General features: G+C 36.3%; 14 protein-coding genes. 3 read left to right on the top strand and 11 right to left on the bottom strand.

The window, feature by feature from the left end; all coding sequences use genetic code 11:
* Positions 1-123 precede the first annotated feature (123 nt).
* Positions 124-681, bottom strand: a complete 558-nt coding sequence (locus CEV08_RS06295; RefSeq protein WP_100130839.1) for a hypothetical protein — start codon at positions 679-681, stop codon at positions 124-126.
* Between the two features lie 225 nt (positions 682-906).
* Between CEV08_RS06295 and CEV08_RS06290 the strand changes: the two genes are divergently transcribed.
* The gene (locus CEV08_RS06290; protein ID WP_100130850.1) at positions 907-1383 is read left to right on the top strand and encodes an outer membrane protein assembly factor BamE; all 477 of its coding nucleotides are present in this window, start codon (positions 907-909) and stop codon (positions 1381-1383) included.
* Between the two features lie 73 nt (positions 1384-1456).
* Here CEV08_RS06290 and nusB read toward each other — a convergent pair whose 3' ends face one another.
* The 6 genes from nusB to glyA form a co-directional block, all read right to left on the bottom strand.
* Positions 1457-1927 carry a transcription antitermination factor NusB gene (gene nusB / locus CEV08_RS06285; protein ID WP_100130838.1) on the bottom strand — a complete coding sequence of 157 codons (471 nt, stop codon included), beginning with the start codon at positions 1925-1927 and terminating at the stop codon, positions 1457-1459.
* 2 nt (positions 1928-1929) lie between these two features.
* A complete protein-coding gene (locus CEV08_RS06280) occupies positions 1930-2385 on the bottom strand; it encodes a 6,7-dimethyl-8-ribityllumazine synthase (protein WP_100130837.1) in 456 nt (151 codons plus the stop codon).
* A 91-nt stretch (positions 2386-2476) separates the two neighbouring features.
* A complete protein-coding gene (locus CEV08_RS06275; protein ID WP_100130836.1) occupies positions 2477-3094 on the bottom strand; it encodes a riboflavin synthase in 618 nt (205 codons plus the stop codon).
* On the bottom strand, positions 3076-4203 hold the full coding sequence (ribD, locus tag CEV08_RS06270; RefSeq protein ID WP_100130835.1) for a bifunctional diaminohydroxyphosphoribosylaminopyrimidine deaminase/5-amino-6-(5-phosphoribosylamino)uracil reductase RibD: 1128 nt from the start codon (positions 4201-4203) through the stop codon (positions 3076-3078). The genes CEV08_RS06275 and ribD overlap by 19 nt, the downstream gene beginning before the upstream one ends.
* Positions 4196-4678: a transcriptional regulator NrdR gene (gene nrdR, locus CEV08_RS06265; protein ID WP_100130834.1), complete on the bottom strand. Its 483-nt coding sequence runs from the start codon at positions 4676-4678 to the stop codon at positions 4196-4198. The genes ribD and nrdR overlap by 8 nt, the downstream gene beginning before the upstream one ends.
* Before the next feature lie 13 nt (positions 4679-4691).
* Positions 4692-6005 (bottom strand): serine hydroxymethyltransferase, encoded by a 1314-nt coding sequence (gene glyA / locus CEV08_RS06260; RefSeq protein WP_100130833.1) that lies wholly within the window; start codon positions 6003-6005, stop codon positions 4692-4694.
* Between the two features lie 347 nt (positions 6006-6352).
* Here glyA and argC point away from each other — a divergent pair, with 347 nt between their 5' ends.
* Positions 6353-7273, top strand: coding sequence for an N-acetyl-gamma-glutamyl-phosphate reductase (gene argC / locus CEV08_RS06255; RefSeq protein WP_100130832.1), 921 nt, complete (start codon positions 6353-6355; stop codon positions 7271-7273).
* A gap of 21 nt (positions 7274-7294) precedes the next feature.
* Here the strand turns inward: argC and CEV08_RS06250 are convergent, their stop codons facing one another.
* From CEV08_RS06250 to hfq, 4 genes are all read right to left on the bottom strand, one after another.
* The gene (locus CEV08_RS06250) at positions 7295-8386 is read right to left on the bottom strand and encodes a COX15/CtaA family protein (protein ID WP_100130831.1); all 1092 of its coding nucleotides are present in this window, start codon (positions 8384-8386) and stop codon (positions 7295-7297) included.
* A gap of 129 nt (positions 8387-8515) precedes the next feature.
* On the bottom strand, positions 8516-10342 hold the full coding sequence (locus tag CEV08_RS06245; RefSeq protein WP_100130830.1) for a hypothetical protein: 1827 nt from the start codon (positions 10340-10342) through the stop codon (positions 8516-8518).
* 144 nt (positions 10343-10486) lie between these two features.
* Complete coding sequence (hflX, locus tag CEV08_RS06240; RefSeq protein ID WP_100130829.1) at positions 10487-11830, bottom strand: GTPase HflX; 1344 nt, start codon at positions 11828-11830, stop codon at positions 10487-10489.
* 54 nt (positions 11831-11884) lie between these two features.
* Positions 11885-12124, bottom strand: coding sequence for an RNA chaperone Hfq (gene hfq, locus CEV08_RS06235; RefSeq protein WP_012231869.1), 240 nt, complete (start codon positions 12122-12124; stop codon positions 11885-11887).
* 665 nt (positions 12125-12789) lie between these two features.
* Here hfq and CEV08_RS06230 point away from each other — a divergent pair.
* The gene (locus tag CEV08_RS06230) at positions 12790-17295 is read left to right on the top strand and encodes a hypothetical protein (RefSeq protein ID WP_100130828.1); all 4506 of its coding nucleotides are present in this window, start codon (positions 12790-12792) and stop codon (positions 17293-17295) included.
* Positions 17296-17836: the final 541 nt, after the last annotated feature.

Genomic DNA, 17836 nt, shown 5'->3' with positions numbered 1-17836 from the left:
TTAAAATACATATTATGATTTTTGGTAATTAAATACTCATAAAATACACCTGCGAAAACAATTCCGCAGAAAATACCGTTTTTATCGTAGCATACAATAGATAATTGTTTTATGTTTTTACAATCACTTCCAACTTTTCAAAACAGAAAATGGCGAGAACTTTTGCTCTGCTTCTTCTAAATTTTCTACCACATGCATCTTTATCCCCTCTTTACGTGGATAATGATTAATAGACAACTCAAAAAATTCTTCCATGATTACACCAATATCAATTTTATCATCATAAAATACTTCCGGCGTATCAAGCCCCTCCACATCTAAAAACAATTCTCGTGTATCTTCTGTTATTTTGGGCTTCATCAAATTTGAATCTTCAGGAACCAAAACAACCTCAATATTTTCACGGAGAATATTTTCTAATCGTTCTAATGTAACAACACATAACTGTACTATACGCGCTTGCAACAAACCTTTTATACGCACACCGCGTTTTTTCCACGGAAAAATATGGAATTTTCCCTCACAAGATTTTACTTCAACTAAATCATGGTTCTGAGCTAAATGTGTACATTCTTTTTTATTTGCACAAAAATGAACTCTTATACCTTTAGTAGGGAGAGAACGCACAGAGATTGGATAAACCAAAGCAAATGCCATTTGAGAAACATTTTGAACATTCATTGATAACTCCCAAACATAAAAAACTATAAAGTACTGTGCTTTTATTTAGCTCAAGTACATTTCATTCATTTTTTTCTTTTCTAAAGAAATTCTATATGGCATAATTTGTTTTATAACAGGGAAACTCAATGTAAGCTACGGTAGATTAAGCTAAAGTTTAGAAAAAACTTGGGGTTGCCTTCTTGTCGTGCATCTCAGTATAAAAAGGAGATATCATTGTTTCAAATACCTCACATAATGGCCTTAATCAAACGTAAATTGTTGGTGGGTTTATCAATAGCAAGCATCGTAACACTTGCGGGGTGTACTTTTCTTGACTCTTCGGGGACAAGCCAAATTTATAGAGAAGGCTATATTCTTGATAAAAATGCTCTGAGTTCTATTTCTATTGGCTCAAGTCAAGAGCAGGTTCTTTTAGCTTTAGGAACCCCTTCATTAAAAACAAAATATGATAATGAAGTTTTTTATTACATCTCGCAGACACGCTATCGTGGAATGCAATTTATGAAAACAAAAATTATAGATCGCAAAGTTTTAGCTATTTACTTCAATGGAAACAATCAAGTTTCAAAAGTTGCTAACTATGGTCTACAAGACGGTCAAGTATTTGATTTCATTACGCAAACAACACCGACTGTAACAAAAGAACACCCTTTCTTAATTCAAATTATAAAAGGCCCTGCGAATCTACCCCCCCCCTAACTAAAGTATATTCACCATTTCAATCTTATTAGGTCTGATGTTATCAGACCTAATGAGATAAACAATATAACGATCAGAGGCGGATTTTTTTTGTCATACTGTCGAGAACAGCATTAACAAGTTTTGGTTCATCACCTTCAAAAAATGCTTTGGCTATATCAACATATTCATTCATAACAACCGCAACAGGAACATCTTTACGATTGATCAGCTCCCATAAAGCTGCTCGTAAAATTGCTCGCAATATAGAATCAAGACGTGAAAGAGACCATTCTGCGGAAAGCTGTTGATGAAGCAAAGGATCAAGCTGCTTTTGATCTTTTACAACGCCCGTTATAATCGCCAGAAACCATTGAAAATCAGCTTCAAGATACTGTTCTCCATCAATATCTTTTCCCAAACGATAAGCTTCATACTCAGCAGCCGTTTCCATCACCCCCGAACCCACGATATCCATTTGATAAAGAGCCTGAACTGCTGCAAGTCTTGCTGCTCCACGTTTATTGGCTGAACGCGGAAAATGTCTGCTTTTTATATCAGCCATATTTAACGATTATCTCCAAATCTCTTTTTTAGAGCGATCATACATAATGCAGCTTCAGCCGCAAAACCACCTTTATTTTTGTTATCTTGCTTTGCACGCACCCATGCTTGCTCTTCATTTTCAACAGTTAAAATACCATTTCCAATAGCCAAACATTTATGCACAGTTAAATCCATCAATGCACGACAAGAATCATTGGCAACAATTTCAAAGTGATATGTTTCACCCCGAATAACACAGCCCAATGCAACATAACCATCATAAGATATCTTATTTTGTTCAGCAAAAGCTATTGCAGCTGGTATTTCTAAGGCTCCTGGAACTGTTATAATATCATAACTTACTTCAGCTTTTTGCAAAACACTTACCGCACCCTTCAAAAGCGCATCAGAAATCTCTTCATAAAAACGTGCCTCAACAATCAATATGTGAGACTTTTTACGTATCTCTTTCATCATCATAAAATTCCACAAAAAACGAATCAAAAAAAACCAAAGCTATAGAGCATAAAATTCTAAAAACGATCCATAGAATCAATAGAGTTATCGTTTATTCATCTTCTTTTTTTAAAGAAAAAAGCTTAGCAGCATAACGAGCAAGTTGATCAATTTCTAAATTGACCAAATCTCCAATTTTAGCGTGTCCCCACGTTGTCATTTCAAGTGTATGGCGAATAATAAGAACATCAAAAACACTCTCCTCAACACCATTAACAGTCAAAGATGTTCCATTAAGTGCAACAGATCCCTTAGGAACAATAAAAGGCATAAATTGTCTTGAAACTTTTAAATAAAAACGAATTGCATCCCCTTCATTTTTTTGTTCAATAATTTCAGCCAAGCCATCAATGTGACCAGAAACCAAATGCCCTCCCATTTCATCACCCAATCGAAGTGAACGTTCTAAATTAACAAAAGTTCCTTTTTTCCATTGAGAAAGATTTGTTAAACGCAATGCTTCTTCCCACGCCTCAACAACAAACCAATTGGAATCTTCTTGTTTAAATCCTCGTTCCACAATTGTTAGACAAATTCCTGAACAGGCAATTGATGCACCAATTGCTAAGCTTTCTGCAGCATAGCGTGTAGAAATCTTGAAACGTACCCCTTGTTTTAAAGATTGAACATCCTCAACACAACCGATATCTGTTACAATTCCTGTGAACATAATGTCTTACGTCTCCATTTATAAAAACGATCATTTCCAAACATTTTTTTCTCAATCTCATGAAATTGCGAGAGATAATTTCCAAAATGAGGCGCTTCAATACGTTTTTTTCCTAAAATAACGGGACTATAAAAACATATCAAATGATCAACACAACCCGCATTTAAAAATTTTTCTCCTGTTTTTACGCCCCCTTCCAGTAAAACAGTATTAATCCCATGTTTATAAAGCATCTGTAAAAGAGCAAAGGGTTCTATATAACCATTATTCATCTCTACCGAACAAACAGACACAGCATATTGCTCCAATGCATTTTTTTTACTTTTCTTTGACAAATCCACATCACAAATAACCCATGTCGGAATTTTTATGGCTGTCTGGACAACTTTTGCATCAAGGGGGATAGATAAATCTGCATCTAAAATAATACGAATTGGTAAACGCATTTCCATTCCTGGCAAGCGGCAATTGAGTTGTGGATCATCTGCTAGTATAGTACCAATACCAACAAGAATAGCATCATTTTGAGCCCGTAGAATATGCGTATGGGTATGGGAAAGTGTTCCACTAATTTTTATTCCCCCTTCCTCTTTTTTTCCCACGCTATTATCGGCAGAAACTGCCATTTTAAAAGTGACAGCGCAGCGTTGCATCTTTCTTATACACCAATGCGCCCATAACGATTCAAAAGCCTCTTCAGCTAAAATGCCCTGAACGACTTCAATACCAGCTGCACGCAAAAGAGCGAGACCACGACCATCCACACGCTTATCACAATCAGTAAGAGCAAAAACAACTCGAGAAATCCCTGAATCAATAAGCACATTAACACACGGAGAAGTTTTTCCATAATGGGCGCAGGGTTCTAAAGTCACATAAGCAGTTGCTCCTTGAGCCAGAGCCCCAGCCATGCGTAAAGCTTGCACTTCTGCATGAGGCCTCCCCTGAAGGGCTGTAACGCCATAGCCAACAATAAATGTCCCCGCAGCAGTATCATTTTGTACAATTAACGCACCAACCGAAGGATTATCACCTGTAAGTCCTACATGACGCTCTGCTAAACGGATAGCAGCAGCCATAAACCGTTCATCTTGCACTTTTTTATTCATCAAAACGAGATTCTGTATCCGCTATGCCCTTTGACAACTCATCAATAATATCGTGAAAATCGCTTGCATTACGAAAATCTCGATACACAGAAGCAAAACGAATATAAGCAATATCATCAATTCTTTTTAATGCTTCCATTACAAGATGTCCAATTTGTTCTGAAGCAATCTCTGGTTCTCCCAAACTCTCAAGCTGGCGTACAATGCCAGAGATTGCTCGTTCAATACGATCAGGATCAATATTACGCTTACGTACAGCCACATCAACTGATCGCATTAATTTATCACGATCAAATGGTTCACATCGTCCACTTTTTTTAGTAACCAAAAGCTCACGTAATTGAACACGTTCAAAAGTTGTAAAACGACCGCCGCAAACGGAACACACACGGCGGCGGCGAATGACCGCCCCCTCTTCTGCTGGACGTGAGTCTTTAACCTGTGTATCCTCATATTGACAGTAAGGACAACGCATCTCTTCTTTGCCCTTAACGTGTGCTCAGATAAGAATAAAGAGGAAATTGATTCGTTATATCTTCCACCTTTTTCTTAACAGCCATTTCAACGTCATGATTATCTTCATCATTTTTTGCATTCCAAAGACTATCAAGAACTTCTGCAATCAGATGCGCAACTTGAACGAACTCTTTTTCTAAAAAACCACGCGTTGTGGCAGCAGGTGATCCCAAACGAATTCCCGATGTTATAGATGGCGTTTCAGGGTCAAAAGGAATGCCATTTTTATTGCAGGTAATATGAGCGCGTCCCAAAGCCAATTCAGCACGTTTTCCTGTTAGATTTTTCGAACGTAAATCAACCAACAATAAATGATTATCTGTACCGCCAGAAACAATATTAAATCCATTACTCTGTAATGTTTTTGCTAAAGTTTTCGCATTAGCGACAACATTGGCACTGTAACTCTTGAAAGAAGGATGCAAGGCCTCCTCAAATGCAACAGCCTTTGCCGCAATCACATGCATTAAAGGCCCTCCTTGAAGACCCGGAAAAATAGCAGAATTAATTTTTCTGGATAGAGCTTCATCATTTGTTAATATCAAACCACCACGAGGACCACGAAGCGATTTATGGGTTGTTGTCGCTACAATATGCGCATGTGGAACAGGCGAAGGATGCACACCACCAGCAACAAGACCAGCAATATGAGACATATCAACGAGGAGATAAGCACCGATCTCATCTGCAATTTCACGAAATCTTTCCCAATCCCAGAATCGAGGATAAGATGAGCCTCCTGCTATAATAAGTTTGGGCTTACGTTCTTTTGCAAGCCGCTCAACCTCATCCATATCAATAATCTGATCCTCTTGACGCACACCATAGGAAACAACATCAAACCATTTTCCGGACATATTGACAGATGAACCATGTGTAAGATGACCACCAGCATTTAAATCCAACCCCATAAATGTGTCACCAGGCTGGAGTAAAGCCAGAAAGACAGCTTGATTCATTTGGCTACCAGAATTAGGCTGCACATTTGMAAAAGCAGCACMAAAAAGCTGTTTTGCTCTTTCAATGGCTAAATCTTCAACAATATCGAMAAATTGACACCCGCCATAGTAGCGCTTCCTTGGATAACCTTCGGCATATTTATTGGTTAAAACAGATCCTTGTGCTTCAAGAACTGCTCTTGAAACAATATTCTCTGAAGCAATTAGCTCAATCTCATGTTGTTGACGCTCAAACTCCCCTCTAATGGCATTAAAGATTGCACCATCAACTGTCTGTAAATTATCATTAAAAAAGCGCTTTTGTGCGTCATTTTCTTGCTGAGTCATAAAACACATTCCTAACATTAAAAAATAAAGTCACTAAACGATACCACAGCAAATCATGCAAACCAAACATTTTAAACCTCTTACACTCAAAAATACTGATACAAATATTTATCTTATTCCGCGTCATAGAAGCAGCAAAACAGCAAAAAACTTCCCTTACAAGAAGAGTAAAAATAAAGTTAAGTTTCTTCTTTTACGTTCTTATTGATACCTTTTACAAAAAATATCTATAATCTAAAGAGATTCAATAATTTAATGATTATTATTTAAGTTGGTAATGATTTGAAATAATTTATAATTGCGAAAAGCTGGATATCGCAGGAAAAGTTGAGATAAGGTGTTCAAGAATGGTAACCAAAGTTTTTATTGATGGTGAACATGGCACAACTGGATTACAAATACAAAAACGCTTAGAGAAACGTACAGATTTAAAACTTCTCTCTCTTGCTCATAAGGATCGCCATAATATTCGCCTGCGACAAGACTATCTTAATCAAACCGATATTGCTATTTTATGTCTTCCAGACGATGCCGCACGCGAAACCGTTCATTGGCTTAGAAAGAATAAAAATATTCGGGTTATTGATAGTTCAACAGCTCACCGTGTTGCACCAAACTGGGTCTACGGTTTTCCTGAAATGACAGCAGGCCAAAAAAAACGCATTCAAGCCGCCCATTACGTAGCTAATCCTGGATGTTATCCTACCGGTGCCATTAGCTTGATTCGCCCCCTTCGTGAAGCAGGATTGCTAGACGCCGATTATCCCATCTCTATTCATGCAATCTCCGGCTATACCGGTGGTGGAAAACAATTAATTACACAAATGGAAAATCAATCTCAGGAAAATTATTTTATCTATGGACTCAATCTTGAACACAAACATGTGCCAGAAATTAAACTCCATGGACAAATCAATCAAACACCACTTTTTCTACCCAGTGTTAGCCGTTTTCCTCAAGGAATGATTGTGAATCTTCCATTGCACCGCCATTTATTCACAAAATCAGCAAACAGTTCTGATCTGCGCGAAATTCTTGCAAACCATTACGATGGACAAAATATCATTTCAGTTGCATCACAAGATGAAACGGCCTCTCTTCAAAGACTGAATCCAGAATGTTTCGCTCATAAAGACGGTATGAAACTGTTCGTATTTGGAAATGATCGCGAAGGCATCTTTAATCTTTGTGCCCTCTTCGATAATTTAGGAAAAGGCGCATCAGCTGCTGCTATCCAAAACCTCGATTTAATGATTTCAACCAATTAAATTCCATCTGGATACAAACTTTTATTCAACAACGCGATATGCTCCTTTCGTTGCTCGCCAATGCGCAACCGCAAAACATAATACGACTAAGGCCATCGTTTGATGAATAAGCCCTAAACTTATCGGAACCTCATGTAACAGTGTCAAAATACCTAAAAGTGCTTGGATGATGATCATAACGCAGATAAGAAATGCCCGACGAGAGTGGGTTGAATGCGGAACCTTTTTTTGCACATAGAAAGCATGAAAAGCTGAGACAATAAATAAAAAATAAGCAAAAAACCGATGAATAAATTGAACTGTTAAGGAATTTTCGAATAAATTGAGCCAAAGCGGCCGTTGCTGTAACAACCCATCAGGAATAATCTGACCATCCATAAGGGGCCATGTATTGTAGACTTTTCCAGCATGAAGTCCTGCAACCAAAGCACCCAAATAAATCTCTATCAAAACGAAAATAACGAGCCAAGCCGCAAAATATTGCACCTTTTGATTGGCTGGTTTTTCTGAATACTCAGCAAGCCCTCGAGATAAATAAGTAACAAAAACAATAACAAAACATGCTGTTATAAGATGAAATGCCAAACGATATTGGCTCACACTCGTTAAATTGCTTCGCCCAATTCCTGAAGCAACCATCCACCAACCAATAAAACCTTGAAAGGCGATAAGGACCGGCACAACAATAAGCGGGAGTAAAATATTTCTTTCAACACGCTTGGTTGCCCAAAACCAAATTAACCCCAATAAAGCGACAAGACCAACAAGACGCCCGAGAACACGGTGCGCCCATTCCCACCAAAAAATGACCTTAAAAGCACTTAAAGTCATATCACGATTAAGCAGCTTATATTGTGTTATCTGTTGATATTTTAAAAACTCCTCTTGCCATTGCTCAACACCGATCGGTGGAATAACGCCATGAATTGGCTTCCATTCCGTTATCGATAATCCTGATCCCGTCAAACGAGTTGCCCCCCCTACCAAAACAATTGCTAAGCAAAGCAATAAAATAGAATAAAGCCACACCTGAATTTGCTTTCGATTTCTCTTTTGCATAGGTGTTAAAAGGTTATCATTTAATCTTTTTACTGCCATCTCTGATTGCCCCACGCTTTTCTCCAACTACAATGCATTGCAAAATTTAAATATAAAATCTTCCTATTTTAGTATGTACTAAAACTCTAGCAAAAAACAAGTGTAGCACTATAACATGCGATACATATTTCTCTTTTACGAAGTTTATAATGCAACAACGCGATAAACAATCTTTGGAAAGCGACTGACCATCCGCATCATCCAATCTTGTTTACTAAGAACAGTATGACAAATATAATAGTCTGTTAGTTCTGCAAATTGCTCAAATCCATATTTAGGTTCGCTTGCCATCTCTAAAATGATAAAATCATACTCTTTTTTAAATTCTTGTAATATATGAGAAATATTATCTGAAAAATCTTGTGCTGAGACAACGCTTGTTAACCCCTGAGGGAGAATATCAACTCCCGTATCATAATCACGGTAAATAACATCATGCAACTGAGCATTGCCCGTTAAAATATCACTCAGCCCCCGATGTGGACCAATAACTTTCTCTATTTGTTGGCCAGAGATATCGACCAACAAAATTGTTTTGTTCTCTTTTGTAAGATGGAGTGAAAGTTTTGCCGCTGTCCGTGCTGCCTCTAGTCCAATGATTGAAATAATGGTTGAAGCACGCCATTTTAAAACATCAGATAAACCCTCTATCGTAATAAAAGCTTCAAGATTTTTCATTTCTTGAGAGACTAAAATATTCTCATTTTTCTTGAAAACATTTTCTTTTGATCTCAACCCCTCTTCTGAAGACTGATCTTTTTTGCTTCTAAAGCACGGATAAAATAACATTATTCCGAGCAAAAGAGTAAGGAAGCTGGCCAATGCACTCTCAAGAATATTTTTTCCATAAAGAGCGATAAACGAAATTGGCGCTAACGTCGTTGGCATAACCACGTGGATCTTTGTATTTTGCAAGAGAAGAGTATCATCATTCAGTCCCCGATATAAACCAATAACTTTTTCTCTCCCTTGAGCAGACTTGCTCATCGCTTTATTTTGTACATCGATTTCTTCTTTTATTTTATTTTCAAACGTATTAAATATTTGATTTAAAGATTGAGACTGATCTTTTACAAAAAGGCTTATCCTTTTTTTGAGCTGTTTTTCCAACTCCGTTGCAATAATCTCATCTGAATGAACTTGATAAACAATCTGTAAAACTTTATTTTTTAATTGCTGAGAAACGGCCTCTAATTCCGCAGTCATTGCCTTAATTTGAGGATGAGTCCACCCCAATTGCGCAGCCATATGTGCTCTTTGTGTTTCCAAGAGATCACGTTTAGATTCCAGAGCAACAATTACTGAATTGTCTGCAATAAACGATAAAGACAGTAAAGACTGCCCATTTTCACGCATCATATTAATTGTTGAATTCAAACTTGTTAAATGAATACGCTTTAAAGTTGCTTGCGTTAATTGCATCGAAAGATCATGAAGCTCTGTTTGTTTTACACCATGCTGAAGAAAGGAATCAACCGAGGCACGAAATCCCTGCATGATATTAACAATCGCAGTATTATCATATTGTTTGTCTTCTAATCTTTCATTTAACAAAGACTGTTTCTGTTTTATGATCGCTTGTGAAAATGCAGAAAACCAAGTTTCTACGCCCTGTTGAGCAGCTTCAAGTGTTCCTGCCTCGAAAGTAAGATGGATAAGCTCACCATGGCGTGATAAACGAATATTCTCCTGTTTTTTTTTCTTATAAGAAGCACTTAAAGAAAAATTCGAATCATCTAAAAATATAGGCTGTGAAAGCAAAAAGGCGATAATATTATCTTGTTTTTCAATCGGTAATGGCTTTCCTACAGAATCAGATAATGAAAATACTAAAATTGCTTGATAACCACGGGGCTGAATAAAATAATAAAACCAAATCAAAGAGATAGACAGAATTTGTAACAGCAAAACAATCAAAATGTTTCGCCATACTGTGCGTACGAACAGTCTTTTATTATATTTAAGACTCATTTTTATTTTAACCAGCAAAATACTTCTTCATATTGTTTTATTAAGAGAAAGTAGTAACTATCCTCTTAACTTGCTGTCATATTATTTTGAGATAAGAAAAATATAAAATTTGAGCAAAAAAGTTCAACAATAGCTTAAAAAAACTTAATTCATATTTTTTTTAAGGTTCTCTAATTGTTTTTTTGCTTCAAAAGTCAGAACAGCTCTAATGGTAATAGATCCATCATCATGCCCTTTCTGCTTTATTTCCGCAGAGTTTTCATAAAACCAATCAATAAGTGACATTTCATGAGGTTTTAAAAGATATTCAATGCTTTGAACTTCTCCAAAAATTCTCTTTTCAATGGTTCTTAATAATTGATCGAGTCCATCCCCTTTAAGGGCTGATACCATGAGCGCAGGATTTAACCGTGTCTTTGCACTCGTTTGTAAAACATTCAATGCTTGCTCATCTACCATATCAATCTTATTCCAAACTTCTATGATATGCTCTGTATCATCAATATCGATATCAAGACTTGAAAGCACTTCTAAAACATCTTGGGCATGGGCATGATGATCAAGATCTAACATATCTCTTACATGAAGAATGAGATCCGCCTCAACCACTTCTTCAAGGGTTGCTCTAAAAGCTGCAATCAAATTTGTTGGCAAATTAGAGATAAAACCTACTGTATCAGACAAAAGAATAGTTTTTCCATGGGGAAGAACAACTTTGCGCAAAGTCGGATCAAGCGTTGCAAATAACATATTCTTAGCAAAAACATCAGCGCCGCTTAAACGGTTAAAAAGAGTTGATTTTCCTGTATTTGTGTATCCTACCAGTGCCACAACCGGATAAGATGTTTTTTTCCTTTTTGCTCTATGAAGTGCCCGTGTTTTAATAACCGTTTCTAATTCGCGACGAATACGAATAATTTTCTCTTGCAAAAGCCGCCTGTCTGCTTCAATTTGCGTTTCACCAGGTCCACCTAAAAAGCCACGCCCTCCCCTTTGCCTTTCCAAGTGCGTCCAACTTCGCACAAGCCGCCCTTTTTGATAGGACAAATGTGCTAACTCTACTTGCAAAACCCCTTCTTTTGTTCGTGCACGATCACCAAAAATCTCAAGGATCAAAGCCGTTCTATCGATAACTTTACAATTCCATAATTTTTCTAAATTACGCTGCTGTATTGGCGTTAAAAAGTGATCTACAATTGCAAGCTCAATGGAATATTCATTGATATAATCGGCAAGCTCCTCTGCTTTACCTTTTCCAAAGAGAGTCGCAGGACGAGGTGTTGCAATATTAATTGTTTCATAATGAACAACTTCTAACCTTATAGCACGCGCTAACCCCAATGCCTCTTGAATACGGGAAGAGATAGAATGCGCTCTCAAAGAGTTTTCACTTCTATTCTCTTGAAAAATCGGTATCAAAACAAGTGCGCGCACCTGTTTTATAATTTGCGAAAATACGCCTCCTAATCTCTCATTTTCATCTATCATAGTAATTTTAAGTACTTTTAAATAGGATAAGAGGTTTATCTTAAAATGATGTGTTTACTCAGGACTTTCTCCTTCAAACATCTGTACAGGCTGTCCAGGCATAATCGTGGAAATAGCATGCTTATAAACCAGTTGTGCATGTCCATCTCGGCGCAAAAGAACACAAAAACTATCAAATGAAGTTACAATACCCGTGAGTTTAACGCCATTAACAAGAAAAATTGTAAGAGAAATTTTTTGCTTACGCACCGTATTTAAAAACACATCCTGCAGGTGTTGTGATCGCTCTGCCATTATTCTTACACCTTCATTTCGTTTGCATAAAATATTCGTGTATGCATATCGACTGAAAAATATTCAATTGTCAACGTAGAAGCTTCAAATTTTAGCAACAAACAACTGAAATTAGAGAAAAAACTGCTCTTTAAAGCAATAATAAAGTACAGCTTATGAAAATCTATCATTAAATTCAAAATTTTTCCATGTTTACTTTGTTTGTGAACTTACAGTTAAAAGATAGATTTTTATACTTCCAAAGTTATTATAGACTTATGTACGAGATGATGAATCCCCTTCGTTTAGAATCAACAAAAGTAAGCGGACAACAACATTTATGTCGATATTCAAAAAATGCATTCGCACCGCACTATTTTTTAGCATTAATATAACTAACTGTCATTAAATTGTCCTTATTTCAAAGAAAATAGGCTGAAAAAGTTTTTTATAAGCACAAGTTGTAAACAGTATTTTTGTTTTATTGGAATCAAATAACAAATTGTTTTTATTATATTTTATAACCTTTTAAACAAAGTATAAGATACCGCGTTAACTTTATTGTGATAAGTTTTTAAATTTTTTTCCTCAGTCTATTCCTTTCTAAATAATTAACAGCTAGTATGCAGAAATTGTGTGGAAAAGGACGTATCCCTTTTTTCTGTCTGTAAGAGTACGAGGCGAGTATGGCACGTAGAACCAAATTGCAAACATTTGACGTTGAAGTTGAAGAAGCCCTCACAAAAGCAATGGACTTCGATTTCGATGACACAGCATTTGAAACAATATCATCCAGTAATTCTGAAAATGTTGTTAATGTCGATGATTTGATTCAAAAAATTGCAATGGCAGAAGAAGAATTTTTTACTGAAAACGGTTCTTCAACTTTTGTCTCTAATATTCATGATGACGCTGTTATTGATAAATCCGTTGTTGGGCAGATTTTTGCTCCAAAACCTTCACCTGATATTTCAGGGGGAACGGTTCACAATACATTGTTGTCGACAAAACTTCTTCCTGCAAATGATGATATAACAACCCCTGTAAATTATGGGCTCTTAAAGCAGCGCTCTACCTCTCGAATCTACTGGTATACAACAGCGCTTAGTGCTCTATGGGCAACAGGGGGAGCTTTTATTGCGCATAAGCTCGCCCCTACCGGTCTGAGCTCCTTATCCAAGATCAGCACTTTTATGACATCCCCAACAGGACTGGCTGTAGCAGCCGGAACAGCAATTCCCATTCTTATATCTTGGGGGGTTGCTCAATTAACAAAACGTTCGAATGAATTGCATAATATTGCTCTTCTTATGACAAATGCTGCACAACGCCTTAGTGAACCACAACAGTTATCTGAAAAACAAGCTATTGCTATAGGGCAAACTATTCGTGAAGAAGTAGCCGCAATGAATAAAGGTATTGAACGTACCCTCGGGCGTGCTGTTGAACTTGAAGCAATCATACAAGGTGAAGTTCATAACCTAGAACAAGCCTATGCTGAGAATGAATCACGCATTCATACACTCATCAGAGAATTGAGTAATGAACGCATAGCCATTTTGAATCACGCCGATCGCGTGCAATCAACAATTAAAGGAACACAAGAACAACTGAGCGATGAATTTGGCTTGGTTACCTCTAAAATTGTAACCAATGTTGAAAAGCTTGCACAAACCCTTTTTCAAACTTTACAAAAACAAGGTGAAGACCTTGTTGAAAAACTTTCCTATGCCGGCAATGGTGTAACAAATCAGCTTGTTGAAAAATTTAACGAGACAACAACACAAATTCAGCAGAAAAACACAAAATTTTTCGATGAATTAGGAAAAAACTTTGATGAAACAGCAGTAAAAGCGGAAGCGTATGTTGCTCAAATTGCAACACATATACAAGCCGTAACAGATCAGACTTTGCACACTGTCGATGAAAAGTTTAAAGCCCTCGATAACGCTCTTATTGATCGCAATAATCAATCTTTACAAGATTTTGATGAGAAAATCTTAAAGCTTGATGACCAAGCACATAAACTCTCTTCTAAATTTGATAACGTAACTTCGCAAGCAATTGGAGCCTTTGAACAACGTTTAGCAACTGTTGATCTTTCTCTTAAAGAACACAGTAACTCCATCATTGAGTCCTTTATAAAACGCAGTCAAGCTTTAGAAGATAATGCTGAAAAACTTGGTAACTTCTTGGAAGCTCACGTCTTGAAAATAAATGAAAACCTCCAAGAAAAAACAGCAGATATTACCCATGCATTTACAAATGGACGTGAAGCCATTCTATCTGCAATCGATAAAAGTAAAGAAAATCTGAGAGAAGAAATTCACCATATCGACAATGCCATTGTTGATATCATACAAGAACGTTCACAAGATTTTAAATTGCAACTTTCTGATCAACGCGTTCTCATGGCAGAAATGCTCGATAACGAGAAAAATAAAATTGCTGATACATTAAAAAATCAGATTGATGTCTTGTCCCAAAATACTTCTCATATTGAAAAAGTCTTGACGAACAATGCTCAACTCGTTGATAAACAAGCTGAAAATCATATTGCAAATATCATCCAATGCGCTGACAAACTACAAGAAGTCATTGCACAAAGCTGCAATACAACGCAAAATGCCTTAGAAGCACAAGCGAGAAATATTGATATCCGTGCCGATGCTCTGCGTGACTCTTTAGCAATTAATAGTTTTTCTCTCAATGAAGTTCTTGCTGATCAAGCACGCACACTCGAGCAACGCATGGAAACAATTCACAATCTCATCGAAAAAAGTGATATACGTGTCGATGTTGCATTGAAACAACAAATAGAGTTAGTTGAGAATGCAATTGTCGCCAATAATAAGAACATTACTGAAACGGTGCAAGATCATATAAGAAACCTTGAAAGCCACGCTGAAATTTTAAAGAATACTCTCTCTCAATCGAGTGGTGTTTTCTTTGAAACCCTTGAAACACGTATGGAATCATTCGATACAAATCTAGAAGATCGTGCACACAAAATTTTTGAACGGACAACAACGCTAGAGGAAACATTATCTGAAAAATTTAGCCAAGTCTGTGAAGCCATTGATATGCAAACATCTGTTATTGAGGAACGTTCTGACACGTTAAAAGCGTCTCTCATGCTTAATAATGAGCAAAGTCATATAATTCAACAAGCGCTGGAAAATAGTGTTGACAATATGCGTATTAGCTTAGAAGATTCTGTTAATGTCGTCACAGATAACCTGCATAATAAGATTATAAAAGCTTCTGATATTCTTTCTTCTACAGGTGAACAAATTCTCTCATCTGTTACGAATGTTACCGTACAAGCTGAAAATATTCTCTCAGAGTCAGGAAATCGCATTGTATCAAACATTAAGAAAACAGTTTATGATACCAGTGAAAAAGTTCTATCCGTTCTATCTGAACAAACATCGCATACTGTTGAAGCCTTCGCAACAGCCAGTCATAATGCACAAGCATTATTGAATGAAACAATTCACACATCCACAGCAGAAATAGAGCAAGTCCTTAATGAACGTTGTGATGTTCTTCATCACTCTATGCAAAATCTTAAAAATAATTTAGGATCTCAGCTTTCTGATGTAACAAGCCGTCTGGAAGACGCAAAGAATCAAACAGCAACACAAATTTCAGAACATGTCGGAAAAATAACAGAGCTGACAAATCATTTAAATCAAGCAGCGCAAAATACAACAGAATCAATTGATTCTTTAACACAGCATATCGGTGAACAGCTTTCTCTTTCCACTCAAGATGCTGAGCAGAGAATTTATGCGCATAATGAATCTTTCGTGAATAGCTTGAACAAAGCAAACTCTGAAACACTTCAAACAGTAACAGCTATGAAGGAAGAGCTTGTTAATAATGTCTCATCCATCTTAAAACAGTTAAATCAATCAATTTACAACTTCCAGGAAAATAATTATGTTTTATTATCGGCCGTTCAAAATATTGATGGTCAGTTTAATGAAACGACGAACAATTTTTTCCGCAACACGAACCAAATAACGGAACATTTATCAGCCTCAAATCAAGCTCTCAATAATAATGTTGAAATTCTGCAAGGACTCTCAAAAAATACCTTTGAACAAATTAATCATATAACGAGCAATTTTGGTGAACATGCAAAAACACTTTCTCAAACTATTCATGTTCTTGAACAGTCTGAAAATTCACTGAGTGCAACACTTGAAGAAAAACATAATACGCTTTCTATATTAAGCGATGCTCTTGTTTCAAAGTCTCATGAAATTAATCAAATGATTGAGCATTATGAAAAAATCTTCAACTTAGCCCTTGAACGTTCTGATAAGAATGCGCGTAGCGCCACAGATTCACTCCAACACTCCCTTAATAGGCTTATTAGTGAAGCGTCGACGCGTTTTTCAGGAGCAGCAGAAGATATACGTCGTTCCGCGGATGAAGTTCGTTTAGAGCTTTCAAAGATTAATAATGATATTCATGAAAATGCTAAAAAGATTCCAGAAAAAACAAAAGAAACAACGCAAACAATTCGTATGGCTTTGAATGAACAAATTACAGCATTAAAAGATCTTGTCAGTGTTATACAAAATGATCAAAAAAGCGCAAAAGAACAATTAATATCTGAATTTTCTACATCATCAATGCTTAATAAGAGAAGTGAGAAACCCTCTGAGTCTATTAAAAAGATCATCCCCCCTAAACCTGTTTTGCAACAAGATCAAAGCAAAAAAAGACCCAATAAATGGGTATCAAATCTCTTGGAAAGAGCTTCACGTGAAGAACCATTTTATGATGAAACCCCAAATGATGCTGTTTTAACATCCGTGCAAACAAAACCGCGTCCTGTAAACAGCTCTCTTAATTCATTAGCATCGGGTATAGTGCAAGCTATTAATCACAATGCCATTGTTGAGCTATGGGATCATTATCAACGTGGGCAAAAAAATATTGTAACAGAACACCTTTATACATCAAATGGAAAAATGATATTTGAAATGATTAAGAAAAAATACATGAGCGATTTTGAGTTTAAACGTTCAGTAAATCAATATGTTACGGATTTTGAAAAGCTCTTGCGTGATATATCGCGTAGCTCTGGTTCTTCCAACTCAGTTCGTAAATACCTGATATCAGATACAGGAAAAGTTTATACTATGCTTGCTCATGCAAGTGGCCGAATTCAATAGGCAATAAAAAAAGTGGAAAAATAACTTTTCCACTTTTTCTCTTTCCAGTTGTCTTAATCACTCATCTAGAGTATTTTTCTATAAGCTGGTGCTTTGCACTTCAAAGACTGGTAATTTTGACATAATTTTTTTTGATATCCCCAGTTATCCCCCTAAAGAAAGCATAATAACTTGTCAAAAAAGCCTATCATTCTAAAAATGGTAAAGCATATTTTCTTTAATCCTTTTATTTTTCATAGCTTCATAAAAACACAAAATCGATAATATTATTTTATTTGCTAATTCTTAATGTGTTTCGCACTTTTGTAAAATAAATCATAAAAAAATATTTCTATTTCTTTCTTAGCTTGAAATATATAGGTAAATATTTTTATGCTTATAGGTGCATTTGAAACGAGTGAAGCCTATTATATTCAAATTTTTCACTTAATATATTGAGATAATTCATTATAAATTACAAAAGTAATGCGTTATACAGAATATACGAATTCCAGGTATACAATGCGCAATTACAGCTATTTTAGATATATCTTTTCTTTTC

The organism is Bartonella tribocorum (genome assembly GCF_002778015.1).
Classification (GTDB): Bacteria; Pseudomonadota; Alphaproteobacteria; order Rhizobiales; family Rhizobiaceae; genus Bartonella; species Bartonella tribocorum_B.
Note: the sequence above shows the minus strand (reverse complement) of the source record. Positions and strands in the feature narration are given on the sequence as shown.

Excerpts from the sequence above, each read along its gene's own strand:
- nusB (WP_100130838.1), bottom strand. The coding sequence starts at position 1,927 with ATGGCTGATATAAAAAGCAGACATTTTCCGCGTTCAGCCAATAAACGT.
- nrdR (WP_100130834.1), bottom strand. The coding sequence starts at position 4,678 with ATGCGTTGTCCTTACTGTCAATATGAGGATACACAGGTTAAAGACTCA.
- CEV08_RS06295 (WP_100130839.1), bottom strand. The coding sequence starts at position 681 with ATGAATGTTCAAAATGTTTCTCAAATGGCATTTGCTTTGGTTTATCCA.
- CEV08_RS06245 (WP_100130830.1), bottom strand. The coding sequence starts at position 10,342 with ATGAGTCTTAAATATAATAAAAGACTGTTCGTACGCACAGTATGGCGA.
- hflX (WP_100130829.1), bottom strand. The coding sequence starts at position 11,830 with ATGATAGATGAAAATGAGAGATTAGGAGGCGTATTTTCGCAAATTATA.
- CEV08_RS06280 (WP_100130837.1), bottom strand. The coding sequence starts at position 2,385 with ATGATGAAAGAGATACGTAAAAAGTCTCACATATTGATTGTTGAGGCA.
- CEV08_RS06230 (WP_100130828.1), top strand. The coding sequence starts at position 12,790 with ATGGCACGTAGAACCAAATTGCAAACATTTGACGTTGAAGTTGAAGAA.
- hfq (WP_012231869.1), bottom strand. The coding sequence starts at position 12,124 with ATGGCAGAGCGATCACAACACCTGCAGGATGTGTTTTTAAATACGGTG.
- argC (WP_100130832.1), top strand. The coding sequence starts at position 6,353 with ATGGTAACCAAAGTTTTTATTGATGGTGAACATGGCACAACTGGATTA.
- CEV08_RS06275 (WP_100130836.1), bottom strand. The coding sequence starts at position 3,094 with ATGTTCACAGGAATTGTAACAGATATCGGTTGTGTTGAGGATGTTCAA.
- ribD (WP_100130835.1), bottom strand. The coding sequence starts at position 4,203 with ATGAATAAAAAAGTGCAAGATGAACGGTTTATGGCTGCTGCTATCCGT.